The sequence below is a fragment of the Flavobacterium sp. genome, assembly GCF_030146175.1.
Lineage (GTDB): Bacteria > Bacteroidota > Bacteroidia > Flavobacteriales > Flavobacteriaceae > Flavobacterium.
On the sequence record NZ_JASLCE010000065.1, the window covers coordinates 1 to 13,211 of the forward strand.

The 13,211-nt window shown below is 41.9% G+C and carries 14 protein-coding genes; 11 read left to right on the plus strand and 3 right to left on the minus strand.

The window, feature by feature from the left end:
- The 10 genes from Q1R07_RS07705 to Q1R07_RS07750 form a co-directional block, all read left to right on the plus strand.
- The coding region (locus Q1R07_RS07705) for a phosphoadenosine phosphosulfate reductase family protein (RefSeq protein WP_300488166.1) at positions 1 to 304 on the plus strand (304 nt) is incomplete at its 5' end.
- A 20-nt stretch (positions 305 to 324) separates the two neighbouring features.
- Positions 325 to 1,230 (plus strand): sulfate adenylyltransferase subunit CysD, encoded by a 906-nt coding sequence (cysD, locus tag Q1R07_RS07710; protein ID WP_300488168.1) that lies wholly within the window; start codon positions 325 to 327, stop codon positions 1,228 to 1,230.
- Between the two features lie 26 nt (positions 1,231 to 1,256).
- Complete coding sequence (locus tag Q1R07_RS07715) at positions 1,257 to 2,492, plus strand: GTP-binding protein (RefSeq protein ID WP_300488171.1); 1,236 nt, start codon at positions 1,257 to 1,259, stop codon at positions 2,490 to 2,492.
- 4 nt (positions 2,493 to 2,496) lie between these two features.
- On the plus strand, positions 2,497 to 3,309 hold the full coding sequence (epsC, locus tag Q1R07_RS07720; protein ID WP_300488174.1) for a serine O-acetyltransferase EpsC: 813 nt from the start codon (positions 2,497 to 2,499) through the stop codon (positions 3,307 to 3,309).
- Positions 3,310 to 3,330: 21 nt separating this feature from the next.
- Positions 3,331 to 4,242 (plus strand): cysteine synthase A, encoded by a 912-nt coding sequence (gene cysK / locus Q1R07_RS07725; RefSeq protein ID WP_300488177.1) that lies wholly within the window; start codon positions 3,331 to 3,333, stop codon positions 4,240 to 4,242.
- 32 nt (positions 4,243 to 4,274) lie between these two features.
- Positions 4,275 to 5,090, plus strand: coding sequence for a uroporphyrinogen-III C-methyltransferase (gene cobA, locus Q1R07_RS07730; protein ID WP_300488179.1), 816 nt, complete (start codon positions 4,275 to 4,277; stop codon positions 5,088 to 5,090).
- Positions 5,080 to 6,735, plus strand: a complete 1,656-nt coding sequence (locus tag Q1R07_RS07735) for a flavodoxin domain-containing protein (protein WP_300488182.1) — start codon at positions 5,080 to 5,082, stop codon at positions 6,733 to 6,735. Before cobA ends, Q1R07_RS07735 begins: the two co-directional genes overlap by 11 nt.
- Before the next feature lie 24 nt (positions 6,736 to 6,759).
- On the plus strand, positions 6,760 to 8,409 hold the full coding sequence (locus tag Q1R07_RS07740; protein ID WP_300488185.1) for an NADPH-dependent assimilatory sulfite reductase hemoprotein subunit: 1,650 nt from the start codon (positions 6,760 to 6,762) through the stop codon (positions 8,407 to 8,409).
- On the plus strand, positions 8,360 to 9,169 hold the full coding sequence (locus Q1R07_RS07745) for a DUF2490 domain-containing protein (RefSeq protein WP_300488188.1): 810 nt from the start codon (positions 8,360 to 8,362) through the stop codon (positions 9,167 to 9,169). The genes Q1R07_RS07740 and Q1R07_RS07745 overlap by 50 nt, the downstream gene beginning before the upstream one ends.
- Positions 9,159 to 10,610 carry a TSUP family transporter gene (locus Q1R07_RS07750; protein ID WP_300488191.1) on the plus strand — a complete coding sequence of 484 codons (1,452 nt, stop codon included), beginning with the start codon at positions 9,159 to 9,161 and terminating at the stop codon, positions 10,608 to 10,610. Before Q1R07_RS07745 ends, Q1R07_RS07750 begins: the two co-directional genes overlap by 11 nt.
- An 80-nt stretch (positions 10,611 to 10,690) precedes the next feature.
- Here the strand turns inward: Q1R07_RS07750 and Q1R07_RS07755 are convergent, their stop codons facing one another.
- The 3 genes from Q1R07_RS07755 to Q1R07_RS07765 are packed head-to-tail and all read right to left on the minus strand — an operon-like array spanning position 10,691 to position 12,386.
- Positions 10,691 to 11,257: a YceI family protein gene (locus Q1R07_RS07755; protein WP_300488194.1), complete on the minus strand. Its 567-nt coding sequence runs from the start codon at positions 11,255 to 11,257 to the stop codon at positions 10,691 to 10,693.
- A gap of 28 nt (positions 11,258 to 11,285) precedes the next feature.
- Entirely contained in the window at positions 11,286 to 11,918 is a 633-nt protein-coding gene (locus tag Q1R07_RS07760) for an NAD(P)H-dependent oxidoreductase (protein WP_300488197.1), read from the minus strand.
- 12 nt (positions 11,919 to 11,930) lie between these two features.
- Positions 11,931 to 12,386, minus strand: a complete 456-nt coding sequence (locus Q1R07_RS07765) for a MarR family transcriptional regulator (RefSeq protein ID WP_300488200.1) — start codon at positions 12,384 to 12,386, stop codon at positions 11,931 to 11,933.
- Between the two features lie 136 nt (positions 12,387 to 12,522).
- Here Q1R07_RS07765 and Q1R07_RS07770 point away from each other — a divergent pair, with 136 nt between their 5' ends.
- Positions 12,523 to 13,089, plus strand: coding sequence for a TlpA family protein disulfide reductase (locus tag Q1R07_RS07770; protein ID WP_300488203.1), 567 nt, complete (start codon positions 12,523 to 12,525; stop codon positions 13,087 to 13,089).
- Positions 13,090 to 13,211: the final 122 nt, after the last annotated feature.

A 13,211-nucleotide genomic window follows, 5' to 3' on the forward strand; every position in this document is an offset into this window, starting at 1 on the left:
AGCAACGGTTTGGATAACCGGGCTTCGCGCCGAACACTCGGCGAACCGGAACAATCTGGAAATCGTACAATGGGACGCGCAATACCAGTTGTACAAATACAATCCGCTATTGCACTGGACGACTCAGGAAGTGAAAAACTACGCCGAAAAAAACGGTATACCCTATAACATTTTACACGATAAAGGCTTTGTCAGTATAGGCTGCGCACCCTGTACCAGAGCCATAAAAGAAGGTGACGATTTCCGTGCCGGTCGCTGGTGGTGGGAAGAAACCTCCAAAAAAGAATGCGGACTACATCAGTAAACAACCCTAAAATAAAAGATATGAGTGCTACAAAAGAATATTTAAAACAATTAGAAGACGAAGCGATATACATTCTTCGCGAAACCGCGGCACAGTTCGAAAAACCGGCCTTGTTGTTTTCCGGCGGAAAGGATTCGATTGTCTTGGTACATCTGGCCTTAAAAGCGTTCCGACCGGGGAAGTTTCCGTTTCCGTTGGTACATATCGATACGGGACATAATTTTCCGGAAGCCATTGCTTTTCGGGATTATCTGGTCGATCGGATTGGCGAAAAGTTAATTGTCGGTTCGGTGGAAGACAGTATCCGAAAATACAATCTGAAGGAAACACCGGGGCGTTTTCCGTCGCGTAATGCCTTGCAAACCTATACGTTACTGGATATTATTCAGGAAAATGAATTTGATGCCTGTATCGGTGGAGCGCGTCGTGACGAAGAAAAAGCGCGGGCCAAGGAACGCATCTTTTCGGTTCGGGACGATTTTGGACAATGGGATCCAAAATTACAACGCCCGGAATTGTGGGATATCCTAAACGGAAAAATCCAGAAAGGACATAATGTCCGCGTTTTCCCGATTAGCAACTGGACGGAACTGGACGTGTGGAATTATATCCAGCAAGAGGCTATCGAATTGCCGGAACTCTATTTTGCTCATAACCGGGAATGTATCGTACATCAGGATAAACTGGTCGCAACTTCCGAATTTATTCAGCCGCTTCCTACCGATACCGTGGTTGTGGAAAAAGTGCGCTACCGAACCGTTGGCGATATGACCTGTACGGCGGCTGTTCCGTCGGATGCCGAAACGATTCAGGATATAATCGATGACATTATCCAGACGCGGATTAGCGAAAGAGGGCAAACCCGATTGGATGATCAATTATCGGAAGCCGCAATGGAAGACCGTAAAAAACAAGGTTATTTTTAAAAACAACACCTCTAAAAACATAAAAAATGAACACATTAAAATTTATAACAGCCGGAAATGTAGACGATGGTAAAAGTACGCTGATCGGGCGTTTGCTTTACGATTCCGATAGTATTCATACCGACCAGTTGGGCGTTTTGCAAAAGCAAACCAAACAGGAAAATGTTGCGATCGATTTATCGTTGATCACCGACGGACTTCGAGCCGAACGGGAACAGGGAATTACGATCGATGTGGCCTATAAATATTTTGCCACTTCGAGACGGAAATTTATCATCGCCGATGCGCCCGGACATGAACAATATACTAGGAATATGATTACCGGAGCGTCAAATTCCGATTTGATCATTGTTCTGGTGGATGCGCGTAAAGGAATTACCACGCAAACCAAACGTCATGCGAGTGTGGGTTCGTTAATGGGGATCAAAAAGGCCATTATCGCGATCAATAAAATTGATTTAGTGGAGTATTCTGAAGCGGTTTTTAATACGATTAAAGCCGATTTTGAAGCGATTCGTTCGGAATTAACCTATGATGAAATCGCATATATCCCCGTTAGCGCACTGGTGGGCGATAATATCGTAACGAAATCGGAAAACACGCCCTGGTTTGAAGGCGATGCATTGTTAAGTACGCTGGAACATATTGAGATTCCGACAAAAGAAAATCTCGTAGCCCGTTTTCAGGTGCAATGGGTGATTCGGCCTAAAGATGAGGAAAATCACGATTACCGCGGATATGCCGGGCAAATCCTAAGCGGAAGTTATGCCACAGGCGATTCGGTAGTGATTTTACCTTCGGGAATTGAAACAAAAATTATAAAAATTGAAAGGCATCAGGAAGTGGTCAATCAGGCTACGGCTGGTGACAATGTGGTACTTCATCTGGGGCATAATATCGATATCAGTAGAGGCGATACGATTGTAAAAGCCAATGCCTTACCGCTCACGTCAAATGAATTAAAAGCCTGGATTTGCTGGTTGGATACGGCACCATTACAAATCGGAAAAACCTATCTGCTACAACATCGTTTTAAAACAGTACGCGTAAAAATCCAGGCGGTCGATCGGAAATGGGATGTCAACCAATGGCAATTTGATCAGACGCATGAACTTGGCATTAATGACATTGGTCAGATTGCCCTACGTTCGAGTCAGCCGTTGTTTTTTGATCCTTTTGCCGAAAATTCCCGAAACGGAAATGCCATTTTGGTCGACGAAACAACGTTCAATACGGTAGGTGCTTTAATGTTTTTACCCTAAAGCAATGGAACATCCGTTATACCGAAAAAATAAGGGAAACCACGAACGGATTCCCGATAAGGTAAAAACCGGGATATGGATCGAAAAGCTGTTTAACTGGCTTTTTGCGATCGATGCCGAATTGGACAATTATACCGTCTTCTTGGAAAAAGAAAAGGAATTGCAGTCGGAACTGACCGAAATAGTAAAATACGTACTGACAGATGAACAAGCCCAAATCGTAACAAACACCTTTTTTGAATCACTGGAAACCGTTCACGACTTACTGGAAGCCGATTTAGAAACCATTTTTAATTTCGATCCGGCGGCAAAATCCAGAAATGAAGTACTCGCGGCATATCCCGGTTTTTTTGCCATTGTAGTCTACCGTCTGGCGCATTTGCTCTGGAAAAGTCACGTACCGGTGGTTCCAAGATTGATTTCAGAATATGTACATAGCAAAACCGGTATCGACATCCATCCGGGAGCAAAAATCGGTGCTCGTTTTTTTATTGATCATGGAACAGGTGTGGTCATCGGAGAAACGACAGTTATTGGTAATGATGTTAAAATATACCAGGGTGTGACATTGGGCGCCTTAAACGTGAGTAAAGATAAAGCCGAAGAAAAAAGACATCCCACGATTGGTAACAATGTGATCATCTATGCCAATGCAACCATCTTGGGTGGCGAAACGCATATTGGCGATGATGCCATTATCGGCGGAAATGTATGGATCACGCAGTCGGTTCCCAAAAAATCACTGGTTTATCACAAAAGTGAGATCGTCATTAAAAACAAAGCTCCCTTTCCGGAGCCCATCAATTTTGTCATATAAAACAACTAAAAAAATAGAATCATGAAAGCAAATACAATTTTAGAAACAATAGGAAATACACCGGTTGTCCGACTTCAGAAGCTTTTTGGAGACTCCAAAAAAGTATGGATCAAACTCGAAAAAAACAATCCGGGTAATAGTATTAAAGACCGTATCGCGTTGGCGATGATCGAAGATGCGGAACAAAAAGGCATCCTGAAACCGGGGAGCGTTATTATTGAACCAACTTCAGGAAATACCGGTATCGGATTGGCTTTGGTTGGTGCCGTTAAAGGCTATCGGGTCATTCTGGTCATGCCGGAATCGATGAGTATCGAACGTCGGAAATTAATGGAAATCTATGGTGCCGAATTTGAACTGACACCACGGGAAAAGGGAATGAAAGGCGCCATCGAAAAAGCCAACGAACTGGTAACGCAAATCCCGAATGCCTGGTCGCCACAACAGTTTGATAACCCGGCTAACGTAGCCATTCACGAAAAAACAACGGCACAGGAATTAATTCAAGATTTTCCGGAAGGTATCGATTACCTGATTACCGGAGTAGGTACCGGCGGACATATTACCGGTGTTGCGAAAGTTTTAAAAGCCAAATTTCCAAAACTACAAGTAATCGCTGTCGAACCGGAATTATCACCGGTGTTAAGTGGCGGTGAACCTGGACCACACCCGTTACAGGGAATTGGAGCCGGATTTGTGCCTTCGGTTTTACAACCGGAATTATTGGACGAAATTATACAAATCGGCAAGGATGAAGCTTTTGATTATGCCCGTAAGGTGGCAAAAGAAGAAGGAATTCTGGTCGGAATTTCAACCGGAGCGTCATTGGCGGCTGTAGCCCGAAAAATTCCACAAATCCCGGATGGTGCTACAATTGTCACTTTTAATTATGATACTGGTGAACGTTACCTTTCGATCGAAGGGCTGTATTAATCCTGAAATAAACTAAGAAAACTAAAAAAACAATGAGTATAGAAAATAAAGGGAAAGTCATTTTAGCCGGAGCCGGTCCGGGTGATCCCGATTTAATAAGTGTAAAAGCGATCCGGTATCTGCAAACGGCAGATGTAATCCTGACCGATCGTCTGGTTGCGCCACAACTAATTGCCGATAATGCGCGTAAGGAGGCCATCATTATTTACGTTGGAAAACAATGTTCGAAAGGAATCCATACGCCGCAAAGCGATATCAATACGTTAATGGTGGAATTTGCGCTACAGGGAAAGTTGGTCGTACGACTTAAGGGAGGCGATGCATCGTTGTTTTCGAATATACTGGACGAACTGGAAGTACTCAAAGCCAATGCGATTCCGTATGAAATCGTACCCGGAATCTCCGCGGCTTTTGGTGCGGCAGCCTATACCGGTATTCCGTTAACGGCGAGAGGATTGGCACGTGGTGTGCGTTTCCTGACTTTATTCGATCTGGCATCGGTCACTCCGGAGCAATGGGCCGATTGGGGAACGACAGACGATACCCTTGTTTTCTATATGAGTGGCCAACGATTACAACAATTGGCCGGTTATCTGTTAGCCAACAATGTTGATCAAACTAAAGGACTGGCCGTGATTCAACAAGCGACAACGCCTTATCAAAAAACCAGGGTGTTTTCGTTTGCAGAATTAAAAACCAAGGAATTACCCGAGTTTGGTTATGTACCGACCTTATTAATAGTCGGGAAAGTGGTACAGTTGCACGAACAATTTGCCTGGTTCCGGGAGCAATCTAAAAACACTTCGTATTTCGATAATCATATAATAAACTTCCAACATGCTAGCTGAAAATAAATTAGAGGTACTAAAAGATCTGGTGCGACAGTATTCCCGTGAAGAAATTATCTGGACCAATGGCTATCTGGCCGGATTACTGGCGCAAAATGACGTACAGGGATCAAAAGAAACGGTAGTGCCTGTTTCGGTAAAACCAACGATTATTTACGGAACTGAAACCGGTAATTCTAAAAAACTGGCCACGCAGTTACAAACGGTTTTCAAAAAAAACAAAATCCAGTCGAAAGTGATCGATGCATTTCAATATCCGGTGGAAAAACTGGAAAAAGAAGACTTTCTGATTGTGATCATGAGTACGCAAGGTGAAGGCGATCCGCCACAAAATGCGGTTAAATTTTTTGACAATATCAGTAATAGCAACGTCAATCTTTCAAAAACCCGTTTTGCGGTTTTAGGATTGGGTGATTCGTCCTATCCGTTGTTTTGTAAAGCGGGTGAAGATCTAGACGAACAACTTGCACGACTTGGTGGACAACGCGCATTGCCGTTTCAGAAAGCCGATGTGGATTTTAGTCCGGTTGCCGAAAAATGGTTTGCCGAAATCCTGGAAAGTCTGCAACAAATAACGGTTGGAAAAGCGGTTGTAAATTCATCGGTTGCTACTCCGGTAACACAAAAGAAAACGTTTACTGGTATTGTACGGCATAAGGTCGTTTTAAACGATCGCGGTTCGAATAAAGAAACGCATCATATTGAAATCGAAACTGACGAACCGGTGGTATACGAACCGGGCGATGCGATCGGTTTTTATCCGGAAAATGCTACAACGGAAACATTGGAAATTGCAACATTGTTACAAGCCGCTTCCCGTAGTGATGAACTGAAAACCAAAAATATCAGAGGACTTTCGAAAAAATCACTGGAAGCACTTTCGAACCTATTGGGTGTGTCTATTACCGAAACAAAAGCCGATTTACTGGATATTCTACAAAAATATCCAATCGATGCGAAAGTCACCTTCGATGCCGTTATCGGATTGTTATTGCCCATTGCGCCACGTTTGTATTCGATCGCATCGGCTGCCGAAGCGCACGACGGAGAAATCCATATAACGGTTAATCGCAATGTGTTTACAGTAGACGGTATTCCGAAATCCGGGTTGTGTTCGCAGTTTTTAGCCGATTTTCCAAAGGAGGGAAGTCTTCCGTTTTACATTCATAAAAATCCAAATTTCCGATTGCCCGATCCGGATAAAGATATCATTATGATTGGTCCCGGAACCGGAATCGCTCCGTTCCGTAGTTTTCTGGCGCACCGCGATGCTACCGCTGCCGAAGGGAAAAACTGGTTGTTTTTTGGCGAGCAGCATTTTGTGTCCGATTTCTATTATCAGACCGAAATACAGGAATGGCTCGCAACCGGAGTACTAACGCGATTGGATACGGCTTTTTCAAGAGATCAGAAACATAAAATTTATGTACAGGATCGCTTAAAACAAAACGCAAAAGCGGTGAGTGAATGGTTGAATAACGGTGCTTATCTCTATATCTGCGGTCAAAAAGAACCGATGAGTACTGATGTTGAAAATACCTTGCTGGAGATTATCGCTACTGAAAAAAAGATCAGTAGTGCCGAGGCAAAGACAATTTTGGAAAACCTTGAGTCAGAAGGACGTTATCTGAAAGACGTATACTAAGCAAACATTAAATTGAACGATACTATGAGTAACGATAAATTATCCCCGATTGAAACGATTAAAGTGAATAGTGACGGACTTCGCGGGACCTTAAAAGAAAGTTTAAACGATAACCACACCGGAAATGTACGTCCCGACGATGAAGCATTGGTCAAATTCCACGGAATGTATGTTCAGGACGACCGCGACAGAAGAGCGGAAAGAGCCGAAAAAAAACTGGATAAACTCTATTCGTTTATGATCCGTTTGCGTATTCCGGGTGGTGTTATTTCGGCCGATCAATGGTTGGCGACACATGCGATTTCCGAAGAATACGGTACCGGAATCCTTAAAATCACAACCCGTCAGACGTTACAGTTACACGGTTTATTAAAACACCAGTTACAACCTACAATACAGGGTTTTCTGTTGGCAAAACTCGATTCGATTGCCGCTTGTGGCGACGTTAACCGAAATGTAATTTGTAGTTCGCATCCGCAGGTTTCGCCCTTATATCAGCAGATTTACGATTATGCAGATACCATTTCAACCCTGTTATTGCCTAAAACGCAATCGTATTATGAAGTGTGGATCGACGGTGAAAAAGCATACGAACGCTCTTCGGAAGCCGACCCGCTATATGAAGACCGTTACCTGCCGAGAAAGTTTAAAATTGCAATCGCGATTCCACCAACGAACGATGTGGATGTATTTGCCAATGATATCGGACTGATTGCTATTATCAAAGACGGACAATTGAAAGGATTTAATATCGCGATTGGCGGCGGATTGGCCACCACGCACGGAAATCCGAATACGTATTCGCGACTGGCGACGATTATTGGTTTTACCGATACGGAAGAAAAAACACTCAAAGCGGTATACGAGATTCTGACGATTCAGCGGGATTATGGAAACCGTAGCGACCGCAAACTTTCCCGCTTAAAATATACCGTCGATAAACTTGGCGTGGATGCGTTTAAAAAGGAACTGGAAAAACGGATTGGTTTCGAATTATTACCGGAAGAATCCTATACTTTTACCGAACGAAACGATCGTTACGGATGGCAGCAAAACCACGAAAAGAAATGGTTTTATACCTTGTTTATTGAACATGGAGTGATTAAACCCTATCAAAAGCAATTCCTTTTGGAACTGGCAGAATTACAGTTGTCCGATTTCCGGTTTACCTGTAATCAGAACCTGATTCTAGGGAATATTGCCGAAACGGCTAAAAGCAGGGTAGAAGCGTTGCTTGCTAAATATCAGATAGAAGAGCGCGATAGTGCGATGCGAAAAAGTTCGATGGCTTGTGTGGCATTGCCTACGTGTCCGCTGGCGCTGGCCGAAGCACAACGGTATTTGCCGGAACTGGTTACGAAAATCGAACCGTTTCTAAAAAAATACGAACTGGATCAGGACGAAATCAGCATCCGGATGACGGGTTGTCCGAACGGCTGTGGTCGACCGTATCTGGCGGAAATCGGATTGGTTGGTACCGGACCGGGTCAGTATAACCTGATGTTGGGTGGCGACCGTTTGGGAAATCGCCTGAATCAGATTTATAAAAAACAATTAAACGAAAACGAAATACTAACGGAACTCGATATACTTTTTGATCAGTATACTAAAGAACGCTTACACTATGAGACATTTGGGGATTTTACATTTCGGAAATACTTTTCCGTCAATTAAAAAAGACAGGATACGAATACTCTTTTTAACCCTGTTATTTCCCCTGTTACTCGTGGCTCAGAAAAAAGTAACCCATCAGCAGTTATTGTGGTTTGCCTATCATAATACGATTCGGTTTAACGAAAACTGGGCGTTGCTGAGTGAAGTTCAGGAGCGGCGTTTTTTTAATCCCGGAGCGCAACATCAATTGGTATTTCGCAGTAACATTCAGCGGAAGTTAATCGAAAACTGGAATGCTTCGGTTGGGATGACGTATTTTTTACAAAGTCCACAGGATCCGGAATCCGAAAGTAACCTGATCGTTCCCGAATTGCGCCCGGATATCGGTTTTGACAATAAGCAGAAATTAGCCTTTATGACGATCTCGCATCGCTATAAAATGGAAGCACGTTTTATGCACGATTTTGCCAATGACGAACTAACCGGTGGCTACCGTTTTTCGAGTTTCCGTTTTCGATACCAACTGGGATTGGACATTCCATTATGGCGACAGCAAGACACTAGGGAAGAACGATTAACGCTACGATTAAAAGACGAAATAATGCTTAATTCAGGAAGTAAAATTGTAAAAAACACTTTTGATCAAAACAGAATGTATGCAGGACTTAATTATCGGATCAATCCGGATTTTGCGGTTGAGGCCGGTTATCTCAACTGGTACCAGCAACGCGCTTCCGGAACGGACTATTACGACCGGGATATTATCCGTTTTTCGGTATTCCATACGCTATCATTAAAAACTAAAAAGCATGAAAAATAATTTGTTCCCAATATTCTTAAAAAGTGACTCGTATCGGTTTCTGATTGTTGGCGGCGGAAATGTGGGATTGGAAAAAGCCGAAACGTTATTGCGGCAAAATCCGTTGACCACTTTAACGGTCGTGGCGCAAAAGATCAACTCCGGTTTACGTCAGTTACAGCAAAAACACCCGCAACTTATTGTTCGGGAGCGGTCTTTTGAGGAAAACGATCTGGATACGACCGATTTTCTGATTATTGCCACGGATAATACCGCATTAAACCGGGATATCAAACAAAAAGCCAATGACAAAGGAATATTGGTCAATGCCGCCGATCAGCCGGACTTATGTGATTTTTACCTTGGCTCGATCGTAAATAAAGGCTATCTTAAGATTGCGATTTCAACCAACGGAAAATCCCCTGTATTGGCGCGTCGTTTACGCGAGCATCTGGAAGAGGCTATTCCGGAAAATATTAGCGATAGTATTGAAAACCTCAATGCTTTTCGCGAACAACATAAAGGCGATATTCAGGCCAAATTGGTTTCGTTAAACAAAGCAACCAAAGCACTGGTAAAGGAAACGGATAAAAGGGAAGGAAAAAAGTATAAGGAACTGACATTTGAAATTACCGTAGTTTTCCTGGCGGTCTTTTTTGGCTATGGATTGTCGTCGATCATTTCGGTTGACGAACTAAATGGCTATATCAAAGAGATTCCACCGGCATTTTACGGAATGGTACTGGTTGGCTTTTTTGCCCAATTAGTTGATGGTGCCGTTGGTTTGGGATATGGTGTGACCTGTGCGACGAGTATGATGTTGTTCGGGATAAAGTTACCGGCGATTAGCGGAAGTATTCATACCGCGGAGATGTTTTCCAGCGGAATCAGTGGATTTTCGCACTACAAATTCGGAAATGTCAACAAAAAATTATTGCTGTGGTTGGCCATTCCAGGTGTAGTTGGAGCCATTTGCGGTGCCTTGCTGTTGATTTACCTCGGAAATAAATACGAAACGATTACGTATGCCGTTTTGGCTACCTATACCATGATCATTGGAATACGTTTGGTGTTAATCGCTTTTCGGAAAAAAATCGTTCGGAAAAAAATAAAAAATACCGGTTTACTGGGATTTTCGGGCGGTCTTTTTGATGCTTTTGGCGGTGGTGGATGGGGGCCAATTGTTACGTCAACCTTATTGGCCAAAGGACGCAAATCCAATTATGTAGTCGGAACGGTGAGTTTGGCAGAATTTTTTGTAACACTGGCGGCTTCGGCTACGTTTTTTGCCTCATTGGGCGTCAGTCATTGGTATATTGTAGTCGGACTGATTTTAGGTGGTTCCATTGCCGCACCATTAGCGGCACGACTGGCCGGGAAATTACCACAAAAAACAGCCATATTAGCCGTAGCATTTTTGGTTATTGTGTTCAGTATCCGAATGTTGTTTAAAATATTCTAAGGTCTTTTATTGAAACAAAAAAAAGGTGCCGCAATAACGGCACCTTTTTCCTTTTCATAGCAATTATATAATAGGGGATATTAGAACTGTAAGTTTACAGTTAAATCAAATTCGTCGTTGATTGCTTTGTCACCGATTGAACTGAAAATAGAACCAGAGTTGTACTCGATACCAAATTTCGTTCTGTCAACTTTAAAGCTTGTTGTAGCCGTGTTCCCTTTTACAGTGATGTCGAAAGTTACAGGGTTAGTTTTGTCTTTAATTGTTAAATCAGCAGTAACAGTATACACATCGTTACCTTTGTCAGCGATAGTTTTGAAAACTAATTTAGACGTTGGGAATTTTTCAACACCAAAGAAATCGTCAGCTTTTAAGTGACCGTCTAATCCAGCTTTTGATTTACCAGAAACGTCAGTAGCACTGATTGTAGTCATGTCTACAGTGAAGTTACCACCTTTTAATTTTTTTCCTTTGAAAACTAAAGCACCTTCTTTTAAGTTGATAGTACCTTCGTGTTGTCCGGTTACTTTTTTACCAACCCAGTTGATTGTACTTTTAGAAACATCTACTTTTTTAGTTTGAGCTGATGCAGATAAAGTACCTAAAGCTACTACTAAAGCTAACGCAATTGATTTTAAATTTTTCATTTGATTTTAAAATGGTTTAATTAATTGATTATAAATTGATAAATAATTCTTCGTTTGATTTTCGCACTTTGGCGTAATGCTGTGTAGCATCTTCTTCATGTCGGTACCCTAAAGTAGCAATTAAGGAAGCATTTAATCCAAGTTCATTTAATCCCAGGATTTCATTTACCTTTTCCGCTTCAAAACCTTCCATAGGAGTGGCATCGATTTTTAATTCGGCAGCAGCACTTAAAAGATTACCTAATGCGATATAGGTTTGTTTAGAAGTCCAGTTACTTAGTTTGTCGGCTGGTAAAGTGGTTAACTTACTTTTCATAAAATCACCGTATCCGGCAATCGATTCCATCGGAATCTGACGGGTTTCCACAATATTGTTTAGGAAAGCATCAATTTGTTCAGCTCCAAAATCAGTCATGTTTGCAAAAACAAGCAGGTGAGAAGCCTCAACAATTTGTGATTGTCCCCATGAAACCGGCTGCAATTTTGCACGTACTTCCGGATTTTCAATGATCAATACTTTATACGGTTGCAGACCGTAAGAAGAAGCACTTAAACGGATCGCTTCTTTAAGGGTATCCAAATCTTCGTTGGAAATTTTTTTGGTAGCATCAAATTTCTTTGTTGCATAACGCCATTTTAGCGTTTCTATTAAATTACTCATGTATATTTCTGATTATATTGTTCGATAACGTTCCAGTAAATCATTTAAAAGTTCCTGTTCTTCCTGACTCAGGTTTTGTGCAAACAGTTGTTCGTGATGATCCACTTTTGGATCCAGTTCTTCCAGTAGTTCCAGGCCTTTATCGGTGATGGTTACTTCCATTTTCCGACGGTTGTCCGGACAAACTTCGCGGGTTACCAGATCTTTTAATAATAACTTGTCAACCAATCGGGTTGTGTTACTGGTTTTGGCCAGCATACGTTCCTGAATCACACACATATTGGTTGGCTTTGCCTTTTGGCCTCTCAAAATCCGCAATACGTTGTACTGTTCGCTTGATAATTCATAAGGCTTTAATACCTCAGCGAATTTCTCGGAAACCAAATTTTGAGTGTACAAAATGTTTAGCACTGTTCGTTTGCCCAGTGATAATGTTTTTGTAGATTTGATGATGTCTTCGATTTTCATTGTGTTATTAAATTTGTAGGTACAAATGTAGTAATGTTTTTAATTGTATATACAAATGTTTGTTTAATTTTTTGTTAAATTTATTTTCGAGCCTGTTAGAATGCTTAATTTTAGTGGCCTAAACCCGATTTATATCATGAGAAAAATTATAATAATGCTGGCTGTTTGCAGCTTTATGTCTTGTAAAAAAGAAACAACCACACCCGAAACAAACGTATCAGAACCGGAAAAAGCAGTTGTAGCCGATCAGCCAAAACCGATTAAAGTCTATGAAAAAGATGGAATTAAGGTAGCATCTTATGACTTTAATGCTTTTGAGCCGTTTTTAAAAAAGGATAACGATACGACCTATGTGGTTAATTTCTGGGCGACTTGGTGTGTACCATGTGTAGCTGAGTTACCGCATTTCGAAAAACTGAATGCGACCTATAAGGATCAAAAAGTAAAAGTCCTGTTGGTGAGTCTGGATATGCCACAAAAAGTGGAGTCCAATTTGCTACCGTTTGTAAAAAAGAAAAATATGCAGTCGGAGGTGATCTACCTGAACGATCCGGATGCCAACGCCTGGATTAGTAAAGTCGATACGGCCTGGTCGGGTGCAATTCCGGCAACGGTGATTTATAAAGGGAACAAACGCAAGTTTTTTGAACAGTCGTTTACCTACGAAGCTTTAGAAAAAGAACTAAAATCCGTAATGAATTAAGCAACCTAAAAAACAAGTATATAATATGAAAGCAATTAAATTTTTAGCCTTGGCGCTGGTAGTTGGTGTTATGAGTGCATTTACATTGATCAAACCAGCAGCCGGTTATAAGGTAGGCGATG